Origin of the sequence: Bradyrhizobium sp. AT1 (assembly GCF_001590795.1) — a bacterium.
Taxonomy (GTDB): Bacteria; Pseudomonadota; Alphaproteobacteria; order Rhizobiales; family Xanthobacteraceae; genus Bradyrhizobium.
Map to the genome: position 1 here is coordinate 105,911 of NZ_JXDL01000001.1, position 20,708 is coordinate 126,618.

At 65.4% G+C, this 20,708-nt stretch carries 20 protein-coding genes; 9 read left to right on the forward strand and 11 right to left on the reverse strand.

All coding sequences use genetic code 11. The features are described from left to right. Nucleotides 1-395 (forward strand): hotdog family protein (locus SE92_RS00480; RefSeq protein ID WP_502686744.1); only part of this gene is annotated, 395 nt, incomplete at its 5' end. 195 nt (nucleotides 396-590) lie between these two features. On the opposite strand, the gene SE92_RS00485 is transcribed toward SE92_RS00480, so the two are convergent. Continuing rightward, nucleotides 591-1,448, reverse strand: coding sequence for a tetratricopeptide repeat protein (locus SE92_RS00485; protein ID WP_063193980.1), 858 nt, complete (start codon nucleotides 1,446-1,448; stop codon nucleotides 591-593). 45 nt (nucleotides 1,449-1,493) lie between these two features. Further along, on the reverse strand, nucleotides 1,494-3,866 hold the full coding sequence (locus SE92_RS00490) for a xanthine dehydrogenase family protein molybdopterin-binding subunit (protein ID WP_063203265.1): 2,373 nt from the start codon (nucleotides 3,864-3,866) through the stop codon (nucleotides 1,494-1,496). 209 nt (nucleotides 3,867-4,075) lie between these two features. On the opposite strand from SE92_RS00490, the gene SE92_RS00495 reads away from it, so the two are divergent. Both SE92_RS00495 and SE92_RS00500 read left to right on the forward strand, forming a co-directional pair. Then, nucleotides 4,076-5,161, forward strand: a complete 1,086-nt coding sequence (locus tag SE92_RS00495) for a Ppx/GppA phosphatase family protein (RefSeq protein WP_063203266.1) — start codon at nucleotides 4,076-4,078, stop codon at nucleotides 5,159-5,161. A gap of 1 nt (nucleotide 5,162) precedes the next feature. Beyond that, nucleotides 5,163-5,861 (forward strand): RlmE family RNA methyltransferase, encoded by a 699-nt coding sequence (locus SE92_RS00500; RefSeq protein WP_063193981.1) that lies wholly within the window; start codon nucleotides 5,163-5,165, stop codon nucleotides 5,859-5,861. Between the two features lie 56 nt (nucleotides 5,862-5,917). Here SE92_RS00500 and SE92_RS00505 read toward each other — a convergent pair whose 3' ends face one another. Further along, complete coding sequence (locus tag SE92_RS00505) at nucleotides 5,918-7,408, reverse strand: DHA2 family efflux MFS transporter permease subunit (protein ID WP_063193982.1); 1,491 nt, start codon at nucleotides 7,406-7,408, stop codon at nucleotides 5,918-5,920. 509 nt (nucleotides 7,409-7,917) lie between these two features. Here SE92_RS00505 and guaB point away from each other — a divergent pair. The 3 genes from guaB (at nucleotide 7,918) to SE92_RS00520 (ending at nucleotide 11,166) form a co-directional block, all read left to right on the forward strand. Beyond that, nucleotides 7,918-9,408: an IMP dehydrogenase gene (guaB, locus tag SE92_RS00510; protein WP_063193983.1), complete on the forward strand. Its 1,491-nt coding sequence runs from the start codon at nucleotides 7,918-7,920 to the stop codon at nucleotides 9,406-9,408. 256 nt (nucleotides 9,409-9,664) lie between these two features. Then, nucleotides 9,665-10,687 carry an NADPH-dependent curcumin/dihydrocurcumin reductase gene (curA, locus tag SE92_RS00515; protein WP_063193984.1) on the forward strand — a complete coding sequence of 341 codons (1,023 nt, stop codon included), beginning with the start codon at nucleotides 9,665-9,667 and terminating at the stop codon, nucleotides 10,685-10,687. Between the two features lie 170 nt (nucleotides 10,688-10,857). Further along, nucleotides 10,858-11,166 (forward strand): hypothetical protein, encoded by a 309-nt coding sequence (locus tag SE92_RS00520; RefSeq protein ID WP_063193985.1) that lies wholly within the window; start codon nucleotides 10,858-10,860, stop codon nucleotides 11,164-11,166. Nucleotides 11,167-11,179: 13 nt separating this feature from the next. On the opposite strand, the gene SE92_RS00525 is transcribed toward SE92_RS00520, so the two are convergent. After that, nucleotides 11,180-12,022, reverse strand: a complete 843-nt coding sequence (locus SE92_RS00525) for a metallophosphoesterase family protein (protein ID WP_063193986.1) — start codon at nucleotides 12,020-12,022, stop codon at nucleotides 11,180-11,182. 69 nt (nucleotides 12,023-12,091) lie between these two features. Further along, nucleotides 12,092-12,718 carry a hypothetical protein gene (locus tag SE92_RS00530; protein ID WP_063193987.1) on the reverse strand — a complete coding sequence of 209 codons (627 nt, stop codon included), beginning with the start codon at nucleotides 12,716-12,718 and terminating at the stop codon, nucleotides 12,092-12,094. Between the two features lie 153 nt (nucleotides 12,719-12,871). On the opposite strand from SE92_RS00530, the gene SE92_RS00535 reads away from it, so the two are divergent. After that, nucleotides 12,872-13,294, forward strand: coding sequence for an MAPEG family protein (locus SE92_RS00535; RefSeq protein ID WP_063193988.1), 423 nt, complete (start codon nucleotides 12,872-12,874; stop codon nucleotides 13,292-13,294). Between the two features lie 46 nt (nucleotides 13,295-13,340). Beyond that, the gene (locus SE92_RS00540; protein ID WP_063193989.1) at nucleotides 13,341-14,642 is read left to right on the forward strand and encodes an RsmB/NOP family class I SAM-dependent RNA methyltransferase; all 1,302 of its coding nucleotides are present in this window, start codon (nucleotides 13,341-13,343) and stop codon (nucleotides 14,640-14,642) included. Between the two features lie 210 nt (nucleotides 14,643-14,852). Here SE92_RS00540 and SE92_RS00545 read toward each other — a convergent pair whose 3' ends face one another. From SE92_RS00545 to SE92_RS00555, 3 genes are all read right to left on the reverse strand, one after another. Continuing rightward, entirely contained in the window at nucleotides 14,853-15,062 is a 210-nt protein-coding gene (locus tag SE92_RS00545; protein WP_008141931.1) for a cold-shock protein, read from the reverse strand. Nucleotides 15,063-15,326: 264 nt separating this feature from the next. After that, the gene (locus SE92_RS00550) at nucleotides 15,327-15,659 is read right to left on the reverse strand and encodes a DHCW motif cupin fold protein (protein WP_063193990.1); all 333 of its coding nucleotides are present in this window, start codon (nucleotides 15,657-15,659) and stop codon (nucleotides 15,327-15,329) included. Nucleotides 15,660-15,829: 170 nt separating this feature from the next. After that, nucleotides 15,830-16,201, reverse strand: a complete 372-nt coding sequence (locus SE92_RS00555) for a nuclear transport factor 2 family protein (RefSeq protein ID WP_063193991.1) — start codon at nucleotides 16,199-16,201, stop codon at nucleotides 15,830-15,832. Between the two features lie 146 nt (nucleotides 16,202-16,347). Here SE92_RS00555 and guaA point away from each other — a divergent pair, with 146 nt between their 5' ends. Beyond that, nucleotides 16,348-17,946 carry a glutamine-hydrolyzing GMP synthase gene (gene guaA / locus SE92_RS00560; protein ID WP_063193992.1) on the forward strand — a complete coding sequence of 533 codons (1,599 nt, stop codon included), beginning with the start codon at nucleotides 16,348-16,350 and terminating at the stop codon, nucleotides 17,944-17,946. Nucleotides 17,947-18,543: 597 nt separating this feature from the next. On the opposite strand, the gene SE92_RS00565 is transcribed toward guaA, so the two are convergent. From SE92_RS00565 to SE92_RS00575, 3 genes are read right to left on the reverse strand one after another with little or no spacing between them, the layout of a single operon-like run. Further along, nucleotides 18,544-19,251 (reverse strand): SDR family oxidoreductase, encoded by a 708-nt coding sequence (locus SE92_RS00565; RefSeq protein WP_063193993.1) that lies wholly within the window; start codon nucleotides 19,249-19,251, stop codon nucleotides 18,544-18,546. Then, on the reverse strand, nucleotides 19,248-20,078 hold the full coding sequence (locus SE92_RS00570; RefSeq protein WP_063193994.1) for a sugar phosphate isomerase/epimerase family protein: 831 nt from the start codon (nucleotides 20,076-20,078) through the stop codon (nucleotides 19,248-19,250). Before SE92_RS00570 ends, SE92_RS00565 begins: the two co-directional genes overlap by 4 nt. Before the next feature lie 10 nt (nucleotides 20,079-20,088). Then, nucleotides 20,089-20,703 (reverse strand): NIPSNAP family protein, encoded by a 615-nt coding sequence (locus SE92_RS00575; protein ID WP_063193995.1) that lies wholly within the window; start codon nucleotides 20,701-20,703, stop codon nucleotides 20,089-20,091. Nucleotides 20,704-20,708 lie beyond the last annotated feature (5 nt).

A 20,708-nucleotide genomic window follows, 5' to 3' on the forward strand; every position in this document is an offset into this window, starting at 1 on the left:
CGACGTTTGAAATGGGCAAATGGCTCAGCACGACGCCACGCCGCTGGGCCGGGCAGGACGCGGCCGACTATCTCGCCGACATCAGGGAGACCGATCCGATCTTTGCAAGCGAGGGGCTCGGCCATCCCGGCCTGATCCAGCGTGTGATGAACCGCGTGCTGGTCGACAACACCATCCTGGGCCCGTGGATCCATGTCGGCAGCCGCATGCAGCTGCTGTCAGCAGCACGCGCTGGCGACGAGATCACCGCGCGGGCCAAGGTTACCGCGAACTACGAGAAGAAGGGCCACCGCTTCGTCGAGCTCGACGCGCTCGTCGTCGCCAACGGCACCACCGCGCTGGCGCATTGCCAGCACACCGCGATCTACCAGCCGCGCGAGCAGGCGGCGGCGTAGGGCAGGGACGAGCCCGTCACCTCAAAGACTGTGTCATTCCCCGCGAAGGCGGGGAATCCAGTACGCCGCCGCTTCTCGGGTCAATCACTAACGCCTCTGGAATACTGGAGCGCCCGGTCAATCCGGGCGATGACAGTTGTGGGTGGACGCGATGCAGGTGCGGCCCAGCGGGTGTCTCGCCAGGCCGTCGTCCCTCTAGCCCAGCCGTCGCAGCTCCGCCAACGCGGCGACGTGCTCGTTGAACCATGGCGGGCATGCTGCGGCAGCCGCCTCGAGCGCCTTCCTCGCCGCGGCCTGCTCCCCCTGGAGCAGATGCCACTGTCCGAGATAGAATTGCGCTTCGCCCGCCTCGTCCGGTGTGGTGGTGACCGCGAGCATCGTGTCGGCCGCGAGCCGATCCAGGTAGAAGCCAACCGCGGCGGAGGGCCAGTGCCAGGTTTTGATCTTCGCCGCATCCGTCTCCAGCGCCGCGGCCCAACTCTGACCCGCCCTGGCGCGCGCAAGATGCAGAAACAGGAGGGCGTAAGTGTCGTTCGCGCTCTCGAAGGCGCGCTGCAGGTCGGCGATCGCGGCCTTGAAGTCTCCACGGCAGAAGAGGGCTATGCCGCGTTGTTTGAGGCAATCGAGGTTCTTTGGCGCCAGATCGATCGCGGCCGTCAGGCTGCGGACGGCGTCATCGAAATCGTGCTTGCAGAAATAGGCGGTCCCAAGCTCGGTATGGGCATCTGCAAGATGCGGGGACAGTGCGATGGCCGCGAGCTGATCCGAAATGGCGCGATCGAAATCTCCGAGGAACTTCCAGGAAATGCCGCGACTACTGTAGGCGGCCGCCATGCGGGGAGCGACGGCGATGGCCCTGTCGAAGTCGGCGAGTGAGCCGCGGTAGTCACCCAGTCCCTGCTGCGCCACGCCCCGGTCGTGATGGGCGAAGGGATTGCCGGGCTCGAGCTCCAGCACCTTGCTCAGCCGTTCGGCGGCGCGATCGAACTGATCGCGCCGCATCGCTGCGTCCGCGCGGAGATAATGGAAGAGGACCTTCAGTCGCCGCAGCATGCCGCCACTGCCAATGGTATCGTGCCGGACGGGAAGATCTGCTCCTTACGCCGCCTTGGCCTTCGCGTCCTGGATCGCCCGCCACACGCGCTCCGGGGTCAGCGGCATGTCGATGTGCTTGATGCCGTAATCCGAGAGCGCATCGAGCACGGCGTTCACCACCGTCGACAGGCTGCCGGCGCAGCCGGCTTCGCCGCAGCCCTTGCTGCCGAGCGGATTGGTCGTGGCGGGCACGGGGTGATCGCCGACCGTCATGTTGGGCACGTCCTCGGCGCGCGGCAGGGCGTAGTCCATCAGCGAGCCCGTGATCGGCTGGCCGCTCTCGTCGTAGCGGATGTGCTCCATCAGCGCCTGGCCGATGCCCTGCACGACGCCGCCATGGAGCTGGCCGGCGACCAGCAGCGGGTTGATCACCGTGCCGAAATCGTTGACCGCGCTGTAGCGCACGATCTGCACCACGCCGGTCTCCGGATCGATCTCGACTTCGGCGACGTGGCAGCCGTTCGGGAAGGCCGAGGCGACCGGCTCGCTGGTATGATCGACGTCGAGACTGTCGGGCACGCCCTCCGGCGTCTTGCCGTCATGCAAGCGCTTGGCGAGCTCCATGATGTCGATGCTGCGATCGGTGCCGGCGATGGTGAAGTTGCCGCCTTCGAATTCGATGTCGGCTTCGGACGCCTCGAGCATGTGTGCCGCGGCGCGCTTGCCCTTCTCGATGACGAGCTTGGCGGCGCCCACGATGGCCTGGCCGGTTGCGGTGATCGAGCGCGAGCCGCCGGTGCCGTTACCGCTGTGGACGATGTCGCTGTCGCCTTGCACCAGCTTGATGCTGTCGAAGGGAACGCCGAGCTGCGCGCTCAGCACCTGCGCGAACGGGGTGGCATGGCCCTGGCCGTAATCGAGCGTGCCAGTGATCAGCTGCACGGTGCCATCAGGCTCGAACACGATCTTGCCGAGTTCGGGGCTCGGCGGCGCGGTGACCTCGAGATAGGACCCGACCGCGATGCCACGCAGCTTGCCGGCCTTCTTGCTCTCCTTCTTGCGCTTGGCGAAGTTCTCGTGGTCGGAGATTTCCAGCGCCTTGTTGAACACGGCCTGGAAGTCGCCGCTGTCATAGGTGACGCCGGAGGAGGCCGCGAACGGGATCTGGTTCGGCTTGATGAAGTTGCGCTTGCGCAGGGTCAGCCGGTTGATGCCCATCTCGTCGGCGGCGCGGTCGATCAGCCGCTCCATGTAATAGTTCGCCTCGGGCCGGCCGGCGCCGCGATAGGCGCCCATCAGCGTGGTGTTGGTCAGCACCACCTTGATGTCGACGCCCATCAGCGGCGTGCGGTAGACGCTGGAGAAATTCTTGCCGGTGTTGAGCGACAGCGGTCCCGGCGCAACGCCGGTGATATAGGCGCCCAGATTGCCGTAGCCTTCGAGCTTGGCCGCGAGGAAATGCCCCTCGGCGTCGAGTGCGAGCTCGGCGTGGATCTTCTGCGCGCGGCCATGGCTGTCGGAGAGGAAGGCGGTCGAGCGCTCGTCGAGCCACTTCACCGGCCGTCCCAGCGTCTTCGCCGCGTACAGGATGCACATGTATTCGGGGTAGTTGATGTTCTTCATGCCGAAGGAGCCGCCGACATTGGCGGTGAGGATGCGCACCTTCTCGTTCGGTACTTTCAGGTTCTTGGCGAGGTTGGCGCGGTTGCCGGCGACGCCCTGCGTCGGCACCTGCAGCGTGTAGCGCTCGGTCTTCTTGTCGTAGGAGGCAAGGCCGACGCGCGGCTCCATCGAGACCACCGCGACGCGGGTGTTCTCGATGTCGAGCTTGGTGACATGGGCGGCGCTGGCGAAGGCGGCGTTGACCTTGTCCATGTCGCCATAATGGTAGTCGAGCGCGACATTGTTCGGGATGTGGTCGTAAAGCTGCGGCGCGCCGGGCTTGGCGGCTTCCTCCGGGTCGGTCACGGCCGGCAGCGGCTCGATGTCGAGCTCGACCGCTTCAGCGGCATCGCGGGCCTGCGCCAGCGTCTCGGCCACCACGAAGGCGACGGGATCGCCGACGAAGCGGACCTTGTCGGTCGCGAGCGGCTGACGGTTGGTCTGCAGCAGAGGCGAGCCGTCGCGGCTCTTCAGCGGCAGGCCGCAGGTGAACGGGCCGTAGCCGGCGGCATCGAGATCCTTGCCGGTCCACACCCCCAGCACGCCCGGCAATGCCTTGGCGGCATCAATGCCGATGCTGCGGATGATGCCGTGGGCATGGGTGGAACGGACGACCACGGCATAGGCCTGGCCGGGCAGGTTGAAATCGTCGGTATAGCGGCCCTTGCCGCGCACCAGCGTGTCGTCCTCCTTGCGGCGGACAGGCTGCCCGACGCCATATTTTTGCAGTGCAATAGCGTTTTCGAGCGTGGACGATTTGGTGTGTTCTTGCATGGAATTGACCTGAAAAGCCGGCATTTGCGCATTTTCGCGGCAGCGGGGCACCGGACTCCATTGAAATAACCCACGACCCCGTTCACGACAACGCACGAATGGGCATGGTCCCATGTGATGCGTTGTTGCGCATACCCGCCGCGCTGCTAATGTTTCAGGCGAAAAAGCAATTCCAGACCGGCCCGACCGGCCGCGGAAAGACAGTTTGTATGAATGACCACACGCGGCTCCGCGACGGCCATGTAAGCCAACATGGGCCGCACGGTGAGCTGAATGGGTCGATGGCGGCGGTGGCGTTGGCCACCGAACCGGCCGTCGGCGCACAGGCGTCGGGAACCGGCGTCTATGCGGCGCTGGACCTTGGCACCAACAATTGCCGGCTGCTGATCGCCTGTCCGACCCAGGACGGGTTTCGCGTCGTCGATTCCTTCTCGCGCATCATCCGGCTCGGGGAGGGTGTCTCCGCAACCGGCTCGATCAGCGAAGCCGCGATCGAGCGCGCCATCGCCGCGCTCAGCATCTGCCGCGACAAGATCAACTTGCGGAAAGCGCGCCGGCTGCGGCTGATCGCAACCGAAGCCTGCCGCGCGGCCTCCAATGCGGAAGGCTTCCGCAGCCGCGTCGCGGCCGAGACCGGCATCGAGCTGGAGGTGATCGACCGCGAGACCGAGGCCGCCCTCGCGGTGCTCGGCTGCTCGCCCCTGGTCGACCCGAGGGGGCGGGGCGCGATCCTGTTCGACATCGGCGGCGGCTCGACCGAGCTGGTGCGGATCGAGCGCGACCCGGAAAATCCGGAGCCGCGCATCAAGGCCTGGATGTCGATCCCTTATGGCGTCGTCACGCTCGCCGAGCAGTTCGGCGGACGCGACGTGACGCCCGAGATCTACGCTGCGATGGAGCAGGAGGTCGCGAACCACGTCACCCCGTTCGCACAAGAGCACGGCGGCGATCTCGCCGACATGCACCTGCTCGGCACGTCGGGCACCGTGACGACGCTCGCCGGCATCCACCTCAACCTCGCGCGCTACGACCGCCGCCGCATCGACAGCATCTGGATGAACGATTCCGACATCACCGCGACCATCAACAAGCTGCTCGGCATGAGCTACGAGGAGCGGGCGGCCAACAATTGCATCAGCGTCGAGCGCGCCGATCTCGTGCTCGCCGGCTGCGCCATCCTCGATGCGATCCGCCGCGCCTTTCCGCTGCCGCGCCTGCGCGTCGCCGACCGGGGCCTGCGCGAGGGCATGCTGGTCGAGATGATGCGTGAGGACGGCGCGCTCAGGAGCTGGTGAGATGGCCAAAGACACCACCGGCCGCTTGCACGTCCAGGTCAAGACCAAGGTCAAGACCGGCGGCAAGCGCAAATTGTCGTCGAAGCTCTGGCTGGAGCGGCAGCTCAACGATCCCTATGTGGTCAAGGCCAAGGCGGCGGGCTATCGCTCGCGCGCGGCATTCAAGCTGCTCGAGATCGACGACAAGTTTCGCTTTCTCAAGCCCGGCATGGCCGTGGTCGACCTCGGCGCGGCACCCGGCGGCTGGAGCCAGATCGCTGCCAAGCGCGTCGGATCGACGGAGGGCAAGGGCAAGGTCGTCGCGATCGATCTCCTGGAGATGCCCGAGATTCCCGGCGTCGAATTCGCGCAGCTCGATTTCATGGACAACGACGCGCCCGAAAAACTCACCGCGATGCTGGGCGGCGGCGCCGACGTCGTGATGTCCGACATGGCCGCCAACACCACCGGCCATCGCAAGACCGACCAGCTGCGCATCGTCGGCCTGGTCGAGACCGCGGCCGCCTTTGCCTGCGACGTGCTCAAGCCGGGCGGCGCCTTTCTGGCAAAAACCTTCCAGAGCGGCGCCGACGCCGATCTGCTCGCCCAGCTCAAGCGCGACTTCGCGACGGTGCGGCATGTGAAGCCCGCGGCGAGCCGGCAGGATTCTTCGGAGCGTTACGTGCTGGCGACAGGGTTTCGCGGCGAGGGAACAGGGTAGCCGCCGTCATTCCGGTTTCGATGCTTCGCATCGCTCCGGAATGACCGAGGAGGTCGTCACCCCAGCCGCTGATCCCGCACGTCCTGCGTATCCTCGCTCGCCGCCTTGACCGCCGCCTTTTCTGCACCCTTGCCCGCGCCCTTGCGGCTTGCGATCTCCACCGCCTTGCGGCCGGAGATCTCGTGGCCGGCATCAGCGGGCATCTGCCAGAAGAACCAGCTCGAGGCCGCCGAGGTCAGCGCGATCACGACGAAAGCCGGCGCGAACACGGTGGCGTCGATCTCGCTGACATGGTGCAACCACATCGTGGTCTCCACGCAGGCTGCGCCGACGGCAACGCCGGCCGAGACCGCCAACTGCTGGTTGACGCTGACGAGCGTCGTGGCCCGGCTCATCTGCGCGGTCTCGACGTCGGCATAGGCGACCGTGTTGATCGCGGTGAACTCCAGCGAACGGAAGAAGCCGCCGACCACCAGGATGACCATGATGATGAGCAGCGGCGTCGTCACCGTGAACAGCGCGCACACCGCGAGGAAGAAGGCGCTGACGATCGCATTCACCGTCATCAGGTTGCGGAAGCCGAAGGTGCGGATCAGGCGGGCCGCCAGCGTCTTCATGCCCATCGCGCCGAGCGAGGAGGCGAAGGTGACGAGGCCGGAATGGAACGGCGACAGCCCGAAGCCGATCTGCATCAGGAGCGGCAGCAGGAACGGCAGCGCGCCGATGCCGAGCCGGAACATGAAGCCGCCGAGCACCGCCGCGCGCAGCGTCGGCAGCTTCAGGAGCGAAAAGTCCAGCACCGGCGAACCCGTGCGCCTGGCGTGCAGGACATACAGCGTCATCGAGATCGCGCCGCCCACGACCAGCGCGGCGACCGTGCTCCACGGCAGAAGGTTCAGTCCGGCAACGGAGAGTCCGAACGCGATGCCGGCAAGCCCGATACCCGCGAGCACCATGCCGTAGAGATCGAACGGCTCCCGGGTCTCGCTCTTGATGGGATCGATGAACTTCAGCGCCATGAAGATGCCGAGCAGTCCGATCGGGATGTTGATGAGGAAGATCCAGTGCCAGGACGCGTAGGTGGTGATGAAGCCGCCGAGCGGCGGGCCGATCACCGGACCTATGAGGGCAGGGACCGTCACCCACGCCATGGCGTTGACCAGCGCGCTCTTGTCGACCGATCGCAGCAGTACGAGGCGCCCGACCGGCGTCATCATCGCCCCGCCCATGCCCTGCAGGATGCGCGCGAATACGAAATCGGTGACCGAGGACGACAGCGCGCAGCCGACCGAGCCCACCATGAACACGCCGACCGCGATCGCGAACACCATCCGTGCGCCGAACCGGTCGGCGGTCCAGCCGCTCGCCGGGATGAACACCGCGAGCGACAGCAGATAGGAGGTGATCGCGAGCTTCAACGTCAGCGGGCTGGTGCCGATGTCGGCCGCAATCGCCGGCAGCGAGGTGGCGATCACCGTCGAGTCCATGTTTTCCATGAAGAGCGCGGTGGCCACGATCAGCGGAATGATGCGTTGCTTGTCGACCATGACGGATTGGTAAGGGAAATCGGAAGGAGGAGGTGCCTTGCGGCTTATCACTGCTGCCCGCCTGCGACCATTGCGGATCGACGCATGGCACCTAAATCCTGCGTGACGACGGGATGACCCTCCGTGTCCGTCATTCCGAGGCCGCCGCAGGCCGCTCTCTCGTCATTCCGGGGCGCGCCGCTTGGCGCGAGCCCGGAATCCATTGGGCCGCGGGACCGCTGTGGGATGGATGCTCAGGTGCGCAATTGCGCCCATAGTTCGCGACTTTGTCGCGCCCCGGAATGACTGCGGGTGGGCGGGGGCATGGGCTATCCCCGCCGAATTTGCGTAAAAAGCCTGTGCATGGCTGGCCGGCGCTCCGAATTGCTTTGATTCGTCACGCGGCCGTGCTATCGACCCGCGTCAACCCCACCGATGGGCTCCGATTCTCAAGGCGTTGCCGCAAGGTACGCCGAGGGCGGCGCTCATCCATTAGCATTTGCGGCAGGGCCGCAGGAAGGAGTTGGCAAATGGCCACGGTACTTCAAGGCATCCGCGAAGCCTTTACGTTCGACGACGTGCTGCTGAAGCCGGGCCTGTCGGACGTGATGCCGGGCGAGGTCGACATCCGCTCCCGCGTCACCCGCGCCATTCCGCTCAACATCCCGATCATGGCCTCGGCCATGGATACCGTCACCGAAGCCCGCATGGCCATCGCCATGGCGCAGGCCGGCGGGCTCGGCGTCATTCACCGCAATTTCGATCCCGAAGGGCAGGCCGCCCAGGTGCGGCAGGTCAAGCGCTTCGAGTCGGGTATGGTGGTGAACCCGCTCACCATCAGCCCCGAGGCCTCGCTCGACGACGCGCTCAAGTTGATGAGCGATCACGGCATCTCCGGCATTCCCGTCGTCACCGGCGCCGGCAAGAACACGCCCGGCAAGCTGGTCGGCATCCTCACCAACCGCGACGTCCGCTTTGCCACCGACCGCCGGCAAAAAGTCTCCGAGCTGATGACGCATGAAGGCCTCGTCACGGTGCGCGAGAATGTCAGCCAGGACGAAGCGCGGCGGATGCTGCATCAGCATCGCATCGAGAAGCTGCTTGTGGTCGACGAGCAATATCGCTGTGTCGGCCTCATCACCGTCAAGGACATGGAGAAGGCGGTCGCTCATCCCCTCGCGTGCAAGGACGCGCAGGGGCGCCTGCGCGTCGCCGCCGCCACCACCGTGGGCGATACCGGCTTCGAGCGCACCGAGCGGCTGATCGATGCCGGCGTCGATCTCGTCGTCGTCGACACCGCGCACGGCCATTCCCGCCACGTGCTGCACGCCGTGAACCGCATCAAGCGGCTGTCCAATTCGGTGCAGGTCGTGGCCGGCAATGTCGCCACCACCGAAGGCACGCAGGCTTTGATCGACGCGGGCGCGGATTGCATCAAGGTCGGCATCGGCCCGGGCTCGATCTGCACCACGCGCATCGTCGCCGGCGTCGGCGTGCCCCAGCTCACCGCGATCATGGACGCGGTGGAAGCGGCGAAGAAGGCCGACATCCCCGTCATCGCCGACGGCGGCATCAAGTTCTCCGGCGACCTCGCTAAGGCGCTCGCTGCCGGTGCCGACATCGCCATGGTCGGCTCGCTGCTCGCCGGCACCGACGAAACTCCCGGCGAAGTGTTCCTGTGGCAGGGCCGTTCTTACAAAGCCTATCGCGGCATGGGTTCGGTCGGCGCGATGGCGCGTGGCTCGGCTGATCGCTACTTCCAGCAGGACATCAAGGACACGCTGAAGCTCGTCCCTGAAGGTATCGAGGGCCAGGTGCCCTACAAGGGCGCGGTCGGCCATGTCATGCACCAGCTCGCCGGCGGCCTTCGCGCCGCCATGGGCTATGTCGGCGCGCGCGACATGAAGGAGCTGCACGACAAGGCCCAGTTCGTCCGGATCACCGGCGCAGGCCTGCGCGAAAGCCACGTCCACGACGTCACCATCACGCGCGAGAGCCCGAACTATCCGGGCGGGGGTTAGTTACTTCGCTCTCGTGCCCCGGACGCAGCGCAGCACCTCGTCGGTGATGCGCTGCAGAGCCGGGGCCTATCGCTATACTTTGTCGCGTTTCGCGATGTGGGTCCCGGCTCTGCGCAGCAGCGCAAGAGCGCTGCAGCGCGTCCGGGACACGAGAGATGCGCGTGGCGAAACGCCATCAACCTCCTCCGCTTTTGTGTTGACGCGCCTCGCCGCCTCCGCTTCCGTCCACGCCGAAGTAAAATTCGGAGGAAGCACCATGTCCCAAGCCAAACGCATCGTTCTCGCCGCGCGTCCCGTCGGCGAGCCCAAGCCGTCTGATTTCCGCTTGGAGGAATTCGCGGTGCCGGCGCCCGGCGCGGGCGAGGTTCTGCTGCGTACGATTTGGCTCTCGCTCGATCCCTATATGCGCGGGCGCATGAGCGATGGTCCGTCCTATGCCGCGCCGGTTCCGATCGGCGGCGTGATGGAAGGCGAGGCGGTCAGCGATGTCGTCGCGTCCAAAAATCCTGATTTCGCGGTCGGCGACATCGTTCGTGCCCGTACCGGCTGGCAGACCAATGCGATCTCGAACGGCAAGGGCCTGATCAAGGTCGATCCCAAGCTCGGGCCGATCTCGACCTCGATCGGCGTGCTCGGCATGCCCGGCATGACCGCGTATACGGGCCTGCTCGACATCGGCAAGCCGCAAGCGGGCGAGACCGTCGTCGTCGCCGGTGCTTCCGGTGCGGTCGGCTCGGCGGTCGGCCAGATCGCGAAGATCAAGGGCGCGCGTGCCGTTGGCATTGCCGGCGGCAAGGACAAGTGTGACTACGTGGTGAAGGAGCTCGGCTTCGATGCCTGCATCGATCACCGCGACCCCGATCTCGCCGCCAAGCTGAAGGACGCCTGCCCCAAGGGGATCGACGTCTATTTCGAGAATGTCGGCGGCGCCGTGTTCGAGGCGGTGTTCCCGCTGCTCAACCCGTTCGCGCGCGTTCCGGTCTGCGGCTTGATCGCGCATTACAACGACACGGAATCCAGGCCGCCGAAATGGGCGGGCGCCATGATGCGCGCGACGCTGACCAAGCGGTTGACCTTCCGCGGCTTCATCGTCTCCGACTTCGCCGCGCGCCATGGCGACTTCCTGCGCGACATGTCCGCCTGGGTTCGCGACGGCAAGATCAAGTACAAGGAGTTCGTCACGGAGGGCCTGGAGAGCGCGCCCGGCGCCTTCATGGGCCTCCTGAAGGGCGCCAATTTCGGCAAGCAGCTGGTCCGGGTGGGGCCGGATAAGGCCTAGCGCGACAGGGACTGGGCCTCCCGTGGCTCCAGGGCTACACGCCGCGTGGGGATAGTTAAGAAAGAGTCACCAAATGGTCACACCTGCCAGCAAAAGCCGCAGGTGTGACCGGCTGTTCATTGACGGGCCTGCGAAGGCATTGAATCATCGCGCATATTTTGGGTGTTGCGATGTTAGAGATCAGTGTTTTCTGCGTCATTCTCCTGGCCGCCGGCTATTGGGCGACGATGTTCGTCATGGGCCGCCGCGACGACGTCATCCACGGCAAGTTCGTGCACATCGAGGACGAGGGCGACCTTGCGCGCTCCGCGATGCCGGCACCGCCGCCGCCATTCCCGAAGCGTCCGGTCAAGGCTGGTCAGCCGGTCCGCCAATCGCCGGCCAATGTCTCCGCGAAGGCTGAGGCGAAGCCCGTGAACAGCGAGGCGCTGCAATCCTTGCTCGCCGCGATCCAGCAGGATCTCAAGAGCGTCGCCTGAGCGGCCAAGCGTGCTAGTGCTCGCCGCCCATCTGGGCGAGGATCTCCTCGATATCGATATCGCGCTGGCCCGCCGCCTTGATGTGGCGGACTTCGAGACTATCCGGCTGGAAGCGATATTCGACCAGGCCGACTTCCTTGATCGCGATCCGGTCCTGACGCTGATCGTTGATGACGAAGCCGGCCGATGGGGCCCAGACGTGGCGGGTGTGGCGCCAGGTGAAGTCCCGCCGTTGGTGCACATGCCCGCTGGCGATGAGGCGCAGGTCGACATGCGCGAACATGTCGATCAGCCGGGCACGCACCGGCTGCGGCACGTAGCGGATGGAGGTCTCCGGCGTCTCGGGGTCGTCGGGCAGGTCGAGGAACACCGGCTTGTGCAGGAACAGTGCGACCGGCTTGCAGCTCGTCTGCGCAATCTCGGATGCCAGCCAGTCGAACTGCTCGGCCTCGAAGGCGAGCCCTGAATTCATCACCAGCGCATTGAGGCCGATGAAGCGCCAGCCAGCGGCCTCGAACGACCAATGGTCCTCGCCGATAATGTCACAGAATTGCCGGCGGTGCGCCTCGCTGACCGGCGGCTTCGGCGCCGGCCCGATCTCGGTCGGATTGTCGCCGATGTCGTGATTGCCGGGAAGGTAGCGGCACGCGACGGGCAGCGCGTCGTGCAGGCCTTTGGCGAAGACGACATCGTCGCGGCTGGTCGGCCCGTCGAAGGCGACGTCGCCGCTGTTGACGACGAGATCGGGCCTGTTGGTATCGATGTGCTCGCAAACGCGATGGAAGTTGCTGACGAGGCCGGGGAAGCGCCGGCCGAGATGGGTGTCGGAAATCTGGGTGAGGCGAAATTCGGGCATGCGATCAGCTTAGCCGGCCTCGCACGTCGGAACGATCACGGCGCCGGCATGGATCGCAGCGAACAAAGTTTAAAGCACGCGGTAGCGGATGGTGTAGGCGTCCTGCGGCGCGACGGAGCCGGCGAGCGGTGAGGCGATACGGTCGGCGAGGTGCCAGGGACCGAATTGCTCGGAGCGATGCGGCTCGGCCGCAAGACGGAGGCGAAATTCGAACGTGCCCTTGCCGGGGAGGTTCACGACCAGCACGCGGTCGGCGGTGCGCTGGCTCAGCGCGACCGCGCCCCGCAGGACCGAGCGTCCGTCACCGAGTTCCTGCACGCCGCCAACCAGCGCCAGGGTCTGGTTGCGGTCGGTGTGCAACGCGATCTGGGTATCGGACACCGCCGTGAGCGTTTCCCGGGGCATGCGGATCTCGAACTCGACCGCCGGCTTGGAGGGGTTGAGGCCGAGATAGGCCGCCGCAGCATGGCGCATGTCGTAGGCGGCGAAGGCGAACAGGATCAGCGCGGCGAGGGTGGCGAGGCCATGCCTGACCACGTCGCGCCAAGGGGAATAACTCATCCGGTAGCTCAAGCGGAAGTAGACCGTCATCGCCAGCGCGACCGCGAGCGCCATCGCGATACCTGACAGGGCCGACATCAGGATACCGATCTGGCCGTCGGCGGATTCGGTCCAAAGGCTGGACAGGGTGGTCATGGCTGGCTCGCCGTGCGGCCCGAGGGGCAAAATTGCTTTAACGATCGGCAGTTGGTCGCGGAAGCGGGAACACCGGTTCAATTCGTTGATTGTCAGGACCAGCCGACGCGGCTAATGACGGTCCGCGGTGTGCCGCCTTACGGGAAAGTTCCGATGTCTATCCAGATGGTTCTGCTGCCTGTGTTCGTGCAGCTGGGGCTCACCTTCGCGCTGCTGATCGGCATGGTGCTGGCGCGCCGCCGCACGCTGGTCGCGGGCGAGACCAAAATTCGCGACATCGCGCTGGGCGAGCCGAACTGGCCCAAGGGCGCCACGCAAATCGCCAATTGCTACCGCAACCAGTTCGAACTGCCGGTGCTGTTCTATGTCCTGATCGCGCTGGCGCTCCCGCTCCGCCATGCCGACCTCTTCATCGTGCTGATGTCCTGGGTGTTCGTGGTGACGCGGTTCGCCCATGCCGGCGTGTTCGTCTCCTCGAACGATCTCGGCCGCCGCTCCACGGTCTGGCTCGCCGGCTGTCTCGTGCTGCTGGCGATGTGGATCTACTTCGCGCTGAAGATGCTGTTGCTGATCTGACGCTTGCGCGCAATTCCTGACCTGCAAGATTCACTGAAAGATTCAAATGACCCCCGCTGCCCGGCTGTCCGCAGCCATCGAACTGATCGACACCATCGAGAAAGACCGCGTGCCCGCGGCCAAGGCGCTGAAGGAGTGGGGCACCGCGCACCGCTTTGCTGGTTCCGGCGACCGCGCCGCCATCGCCGGCCTGGTCTGGGACGTATTGCGCCGCTACGCCTCGAGCGCCTTCCTGATGGACGCTGATACCGCGCGTGCGCGGCTGATCGGCATGCTCCGGCTCGAGCGCAACATGGACGCGGCGACGATGGGTGCGTTGTTCGACGGCAGCCGCTTTGCGCCGGCGCCGCTGACCGCGGCCGAGCAGGCCGCGCTCGCCTCGCGCTCCCTGAAGGATGCGCCGGCTGCGATCGCCGGCGATTATCCCGAATGGCTCGATCCCCACCTTGCCAAAGTGTTCGGCGATACCCGCGCCGCCGAAGCGGCCGCGATGGCCAGCCGGGCGCCGCTCGACCTGCGCGTCAACACGCTGAAATCCAATCGCGACAAGGTCATGCAGTCGTTGGCTCATCTTCATGCGAAACCGACGCCATGGTCGGCAACGGGTCTCCGCATCGAGCTTTCCGCCGATGCGCGCAACCCCGGCGTCCAGGCGGAGGAGGACTTCATCAAGGGCGCCATCGAGGTGCAGGATGAGGGATCGCAGCTTGCGGCCCAGTTCACCGCGGCAAAGCCCGGCGAGCAGGTGATCGACCTCTGCGCCGGCGCCGGTGGCAAGACGCTGGCGCTCGCCGCGCTGATGCAGGGCAAGGGCCGGCTGATCGCGACCGACAGCGACAAGCGCCAACTGGCGCCGATCTACGAGCGGCTGTCGCGCGCTGGCGTCCACAACGCCGATGTCCGCACGCCCAAGGGCGAGGCCGATCCACTGGCCGACATTCGCGCCTCGGCTGATCTGGTCGTGATCGACGCGCCCTGCACGGGAACCGGGACTTGGCGCCGCAATCCCGATGCCAAATGGCGCATGCGTCCGGGCGCGCTGGAGATCCGCCTGCGCGACCAGGTCGAGGTGCTGGAGCGTGCGGTGCCGCTGGTGAAGGCCGGCGGCCGCATCGCCTACATCACCTGCTCGGTGCTGTCGGAAGAGAACGGCGAGCAAATGAGGGCGTTCGTCGCGCGCCATCCCGAGTTCACGGCCGTCCCGCCCGAGCAGACCGCGAGCGTGCTGTGGGACAAGGCCGAGGATTTTGGGAAGGCCGCGCTGCAGTCGGACGAGGGCTGGCTGTTGACGCCCCGCCGCACGGGAACGGACGGGTTCTTCGTGTCGGTGCTGAAGAAGACGGCCTGATCTCACTCCGCCGTCATTCCGGGGCGCCCGCAGCGCGAGCCCGGAATCCATCGTGCGGCAGTGTGTGCGGTTCGATGGATTCCGGGCTCTCGCTTCGCGAGCCCCGGAATGACCGGGGGCAAAAAAAGCCCCGCGACCGAATCCCGGTCGCGGGGCTTTCCAACTCTAACGTTCTGCCGGTACGTCCGTGGTCAGAACGCTGCGTGGGCGTTAGCCGACGCGGAGATTGTCAGCCGACGACTTGCCGCTGCGGCGGTCGGCGACGATGTCGAACGAGACCTTCTGACCCTCGTTGAGGGAGGAGAGGCCAGCGCGCTCGACGGCGCTGATGTGCACGAACACGTCCTTCTGGCCGTCGTCCGGCTGGATGAAACCATAACCCTTTTGGGTGTTGAACCACTTCACGGTGCCCATAGCCATGGGAATTTCCTTTAGTTAGTTAGAGAGAGTACGCACGTGGACCGGTACGCAGCCTTGCGCCCATAGCCCTGTTCAGTCGATGTTTGGAGAAGTCATCTGAAGCGTGCGCGCCCGTTAGCAACGAGGCGAAGCGGCCCAGTCGTTCGGCCAAGTATCGATGATCACAATATAGCGAGAATTTGGGGCCAGTTCAAGGCACCACCCGTGGCCCGGGACCTCACGCGACTTTTCTATTTTGCGGTGCAAAGTAACCGCCGGCGCATGTCAGTCCACGATGAAGAGCGTGGCGCCGGTCGTCGTCGAGGACCGGTGGGCGGCGTCGCCGAAATCCGAGACTTGGTAGCTCATGCCCGCGGTGAGCTTGAATTTGCGCCCGTCGCGCAGCTCGCTGTCGAGCTCGCCCTTCAGCACGTAGAGCACGTGGCCGCGGTCGCACCAATGGTCGGCCAGATAGCCCGGCGAATACTCGACCATCCGCACCCGGAGATCACCGATATTGAGCGTGCGCCATGTGGCTTCGCCGCGCTCGCCGGGATGCGAGGTCGGCTCGATCTTGCTCCAGTCGGTGACGGTGAAGGGGGAGGCGGGGAGTTTCATGGGGAGTCCTGAAGTGAGAGCCGGCAGTGTTGTCGTTACCTCATGCCGTCGCCCCGGTCTCCGTCATTGCGAGCATAGCGAAGCAATCCAGGGATGCATCCGCGGCGACAGTCTGGATTGCGTTGTCGCGAGGGCTCGCAATGACGGTGGAAGCAGCACGCTCGACTCCGTCACCCCACCAGATGGTTCGCCGAGCCCTGCACGATCAGCCCGGCCTCGTTGACCCGCAGATATTCGCAGATCTTCTTGCCACGTTCGTTCGCATAAAACACCACGACGCTATCGGGGCTGACGAACAGGTCGACCAGCGTGAAATGCAGCTCCGGCAACAGCCCGAGCGCCTTGGCCCAATACGCCCGCAGCGTGTCCTTGCCGCGCACGGTGCCGCTGGCGTCGAAGCCCAGCGCGGGGATGCGGTCCGAGGCCATCACGACGGCGTCGTCGTAGAGGGATAGCACGCGCTCCAGGTCGCGCGCGTTCCAGGCCTCGACCCAGGTCCGACCGAGTGCGGCCAGCGTTGACGGTGCATGATGCTGTGACATGGCGTTCTCCCTGATCAGCCCTGTTCGAAGCGGGGCATAATAGGTCAATATTACTTACCTATATCCATTTGTCCATGCCCAAAGAAGCATGTGGGCGCGCGACAGGCGCGGTTGCGGCTCGCCCGCGCGTCGCGTATTTGCTGGCCATGACAGCAGCACAGAACGACCGCTCCGCGTCGACGCCCTCCGTGGCCTCGGCGCACGACAAGATTCTCATCGTCGACTTCGGCAGCCAGGTGACGCAGCTGATCGCGCGTCGCGTGCGCGAGGACGGCGTCTATTGCGAGATCGTCCCGTTCAACAAGGCCGAAGCCGCCTTCAACGAGATGAAGCCGAAAGCGGTGATCCTCTCCGGCGGCCCTGAATCGGTGCACGAGGCCGGTTCGCCCCGCGCGCCGCAAGCCATCTTCGATTCCGGCGTGCCCGTGATGGGCATCTGTTACGGCCAGATGACCATGGCAGCCCAACTCGGCGGCACCGTCGAGGGCGGCCATCACCGCGAGTTCGGCCGCGCCGATGTCGAGGTCAAGGCCGAGAGCCAGCTGTTCGCAGACGTCTGGTCGTCAGGCAGCAAGAACCAGGTCTGGATGAGCCATGGCGACCGCATTACGAAGATGCCGCCGGGTTTCTCCGTCGCCGGCACCTCGCCGAACGCGCCCTTCGCGATCATCCAGGACGAGAAGCGCAAATATTACGGCCTGATGTTCCACCCCGAAGTGGTGCACACGCCCGACGGCGCGAAACTCATCCGCAACTTCGTCCGCAAGATCGCCGGCCTGTCCGGCGACTGGACCATGCGCGCCTTCCGCGAGGAGGAGATCGCCAAGATTCGCGCGCAGGTCGGCAAGGGCAAGGTGATCTGCGGCCTCTCCGGCGGCGTCGATTCCGCCGTCGCGGCTGTGTTGATCCACGAAGCCATCGGCGACCAGCTCACCTGCGTGTTCGTCGATCACGGCTTGCTACGCCTCGATGAAGCCAAGACGGTGGTCGACCTGTTCCGCCACCACTACAACATCCCGCTCGTGCATGTGGATGCCTCGAAACAGTTCTTGGGCGAGCTCGAAGGCGTCACCGATCCCGAAGCCAAGCGCAAGACCATCGGCCGCCTCTTCATCGAGGTGTTCGAGCAGGAGGCCAAGAAGATCGGCGGCGCCGACTTCCTCGCGCAAGGAACGCTCTATCCCGACGTGATCGAGAGCGTCTCCTTCACCGGCGGCCCCTCGGTCACCATCAAGTCGCACCACAATGTCGGCGGGCTCCCCGAGCGCATGAACATGAAGCTCGTCGAGCCCTTGCGCGAACTGTTCAAGGACGAGGTGCGCAAGCTGGGGCGCGAGCTCGGCCTTCCCGAAATCTTCGTCGGCCGCCACCCGTTCCCGGGCCCGGGCCTTGCCATCCGCTGCCCCGGCGACATCACCCGTGACAAGCTCGACATCCTGCGCAAGGCCGATGCCGTCTACATCGACCAGATCCGCAAGCACGGCCTCTACGACGAAATCTGGCAGGCCTTCGCCGTGCTGCTCCCGGTGAAGACCGTGGGCGTCATGGGCGACGGCCGCACCTATGACTATGTGGTCGGCCTGCGCGCCGTCACCTCGACCGACGGCATGACCGCGGACTTCTACCAGTTCGACATGAAGTTCTTAGGGGAGACCGCAACGCGCATCATCAACGAGGTGAAGGGCGTGAACCGGGTGGTGTATGACGTGACGAGCAAGCCGCCTGGGACGATTGAGTGGGAGTAGGGGGATCGGGTGGTGTTGCGCGTCTTGGCGTAGTCTTGGGTAGGAAATCTCCTTTTCTTCAACATGCCGGCGGGAACTTGTGGGCCTTGGCTCAGCCTCGATGAAGGTCGGCATTCCATAGCGTATTCGCTGATGGCGTACTGCAGAGAGTTGCAGCGTGCAGAAAGGCTGGGTCTGCTCGGAATGCTTGCTTGGGAGGAGGGGGAGCTGTCGGCGCGAAGCGTTCGTTGGATCTGCGACTTGGATTTCGCAGGCTTTCAGTGACCAGACCCGGCTCAAACTTCCCTATGATTGATTGGAGCGAGGGTTCAAGTGTTTCAAGTAGTTAGAAGTGGCCTGTGCACCGGGAGTTCAAGAAAGGTCTAGCGTCAGCAAGCGTGAGCCGTCAGGTCTTGGAGTGATGCGGGCGTTTAGGGCAGGGGCAAGTGTCGACTTAGACATGGCGATGCTCGTGACGAACGGAGATCTCTATCCAGCGGCCGTCGATGTCGCTGCCCTTCGCAGTGAGGGTGAAAAGTAGCGTCCGGGTCGCAATTAGTTCACTGGCTCGCCAGTCCGTGACAGCCTGCCCTTCGAGAGGGAATTTCGGCAGAAGGCTCAATACGTCGCTCGCCCACCAGACAGGTCGAAAACCGCACCAGTCGAAAATGAGCATTCGTCGGAGGCGAGCCAGGTGACCATTGCCGCTACTTCGTCCGGTCGTCCCGCACGTCCGAGCGGGATCTTTGCCAACACGTTTCGATAGGCTTCGTCCGACATCTGCTTGACGAGATCGGTGGCGATCACGGCGGGCGCGATGGCATTGACCCGTATTTCCGTGCCGGCCAACTCCTTGCCGAGAGATTTCGTCAGCGCGATCACGCCCGCCTTGGCCGCGGAATAGCCGGTCATGCCGGCATTGCCTTCCTTGCCGGCGATCGAGGCCAGGTTGACAATGCGTCCCGCGTTCTGCCGTCGCATCGGTGCGACGGCAGCCTTGCAGCAGAGGAAAGTACTGGTCAGGTTTACATCGAGCACACGCCGCCATTCGACAAGGCTGTACTGCTCGATATTGACCGTAGGGCCCGTGATTCCCGCAGCATTAACCAGGATGTCGATGCGGCCGAAGCTCGCGAGGAGGCCCGTCATCACGTCATTGACTGCGGCCTCGTCGGTGAGATCGATCCGTTCGTCGGCGCCATTTGCGACGTCCCAGATGACGACCTTCGCGCCCGAGGCGGCAAGCTGCGAGCGAACGGCCTGGCCGATGCCGCCGCAGCCGCCGGAAATGACGGCGATGCGCCCGGAGAGATCGAGACCGCTCATTTTGTCGCTCCACTGTCTGCGGCGCGCGCGACGATGCGGCGTGCCGCTGCCAGCGCGCGTCGTCCCCATTCCTCGGCGCCGAGCTTGGGGAGCCACTCATCGTTCGGAATCTCGAGGCTCAGCGGAAGATCGTCAGGCAATGCGCGGACGATCCCGACGAGATCGATGTCGCCATCGCCCGGGAGAAGTCGTGCGCACCGCGCGGTGTAGATCAGCTCGTCATTGGTGGCGGGGATACCGGCCGGCGCATCGCAGAGCTGGGCATAGCTTAGCAGTTCGCGGGGCACGCTCACGATGTCGTCGAGCGTGGTGGCCGAGCGCGCGGCATGCAGCGCGTCGACCAGCACGCGGCCGTTCGGCTCGCCAGCATTGGTCACGATTCGCATAGCTGCCTTTGCGTTCTTCACTGCGGTCCACGGCATGAATTCGAGATCGGCGGTGAGGCCGTAAGGCGCCGCCGCGCGGCAGAATTTTGCGAACGACTCCGTCAGGCGTGCTTCGTCCGGATCGTCGCCGGCGACAAGGATCGCGCGCGCCTTCAGCCGGCCCGCGGTTTCGAGGAAGGACACGAAGCGATCCGGCGCGAAATCCGCACCCAAGCGCGCGATCTCGACGTCGAACGCCGGGACGCCAGTGTCCTCGATGCGGCGGATGGTCTCGCGCAGCATGGCGGGGTCGGTCGCGAGCGGTGAGAAGTCGCCGCCGGGGGCGGCAGGTGCAATGCGAACGCCAATTGCCTGGTAGCCGAGCTTCTCGGCCAGCACCAGCGCGTCCGGTGGTGCCATCGGCGCCGAGGTGAGATAGGCGAGCGAATAGATGTGCGGCATGAGTATCGCCTCAAGCCAGCGGGGAGATTGCGGTCGGCAGCGCGATGACCGAGCGCATGTCGCCGGTCAGCCAATCCGGTCCACCCTTCGGCGGCCAGACGCCCTTGGCGACGGAGTCGGCACGCACCGCGGCGCGGGCGTCGAGGCTCGCGAATGGCCAGATATGGGTGAAGCGTGGCGGCCCGTCGAGCGCATACATGGCGATCGAGAGCGGCGACAGCTTGCCGCGTTCCGGCATCGCGGCCGCCCACGCTGCTATCGTGGGTGCAACGCCGCCATGCTTGAGACGATAGGTGCGGATCTCGTAGAAGCTACCGTACTTGCCCGGCGCCACGGGCGGCAGGAACGGGAACGGCGCATAGGTGTCAAAGCTCAACTGGGTGATGGCCTCTCCCGCGTTGAATGGATTTGTCGTGCGTAGCGCGCGCTCGCGCTCGCCGCGCCATTCGCTGTCATCGGCGAAGGAGCGCAGCACCAGGAGCTGGTTGAGATCGCCGATCTCGGTCGCCCAGCAGCCGAGCAGCGTGCCCTTGCTCTCCGCCGCGCCGACATATTCGCCAATGCCGGCCACGGCCTTGGCCGCGGTGCCGAGCTTCACCGTCAATGTTGCGATCTCGTACAGCATGTCAT

Bases quoted from the DNA above. Each gene is read 5' to 3' on its own strand.
- SE92_RS00485 (WP_063193980.1), bottom strand. From the start codon at position 1,448: ATGCTGCGGCGACTGAAGGTCCTCTTCCATTATCTCCGCGCGGACGCA.
- SE92_RS00490 (WP_063203265.1), bottom strand. From the start codon at position 3,866: ATGCAAGAACACACCAAATCGTCCACGCTCGAAAACGCTATTGCACTG.
- SE92_RS00495 (WP_063203266.1), top strand. From the start codon at position 4,076: ATGAATGACCACACGCGGCTCCGCGACGGCCATGTAAGCCAACATGGG.
- SE92_RS00500 (WP_063193981.1), top strand. From the start codon at position 5,163: ATGGCCAAAGACACCACCGGCCGCTTGCACGTCCAGGTCAAGACCAAG.
- SE92_RS00505 (WP_063193982.1), bottom strand. From the start codon at position 7,408: ATGGTCGACAAGCAACGCATCATTCCGCTGATCGTGGCCACCGCGCTC.
- guaB (WP_063193983.1), top strand. From the start codon at position 7,918: ATGGCCACGGTACTTCAAGGCATCCGCGAAGCCTTTACGTTCGACGAC.
- curA (WP_063193984.1), top strand. From the start codon at position 9,665: ATGTCCCAAGCCAAACGCATCGTTCTCGCCGCGCGTCCCGTCGGCGAG.
- SE92_RS00520 (WP_063193985.1), top strand. From the start codon at position 10,858: ATGTTAGAGATCAGTGTTTTCTGCGTCATTCTCCTGGCCGCCGGCTAT.
- SE92_RS00525 (WP_063193986.1), bottom strand. From the start codon at position 12,022: ATGCCCGAATTTCGCCTCACCCAGATTTCCGACACCCATCTCGGCCGG.
- SE92_RS00530 (WP_063193987.1), bottom strand. From the start codon at position 12,718: ATGACCACCCTGTCCAGCCTTTGGACCGAATCCGCCGACGGCCAGATC.
- SE92_RS00535 (WP_063193988.1), top strand. From the start codon at position 12,872: ATGTCTATCCAGATGGTTCTGCTGCCTGTGTTCGTGCAGCTGGGGCTC.
- SE92_RS00540 (WP_063193989.1), top strand. From the start codon at position 13,341: ATGACCCCCGCTGCCCGGCTGTCCGCAGCCATCGAACTGATCGACACC.
- SE92_RS00545 (WP_008141931.1), bottom strand. From the start codon at position 15,062: ATGGCTATGGGCACCGTGAAGTGGTTCAACACCCAAAAGGGTTATGGT.
- SE92_RS00550 (WP_063193990.1), bottom strand. From the start codon at position 15,659: ATGAAACTCCCCGCCTCCCCCTTCACCGTCACCGACTGGAGCAAGATC.
- SE92_RS00555 (WP_063193991.1), bottom strand. From the start codon at position 16,201: ATGTCACAGCATCATGCACCGTCAACGCTGGCCGCACTCGGTCGGACC.
- guaA (WP_063193992.1), top strand. From the start codon at position 16,348: ATGACAGCAGCACAGAACGACCGCTCCGCGTCGACGCCCTCCGTGGCC.
- SE92_RS00565 (WP_063193993.1), bottom strand. From the start codon at position 19,251: ATGAGCGGTCTCGATCTCTCCGGGCGCATCGCCGTCATTTCCGGCGGC.
- SE92_RS00570 (WP_063193994.1), bottom strand. From the start codon at position 20,078: ATGCCGCACATCTATTCGCTCGCCTATCTCACCTCGGCGCCGATGGCA.
- SE92_RS00575 (WP_063193995.1), bottom strand. From the start codon at position 20,703: ATGCTGTACGAGATCGCAACATTGACGGTGAAGCTCGGCACCGCGGCC.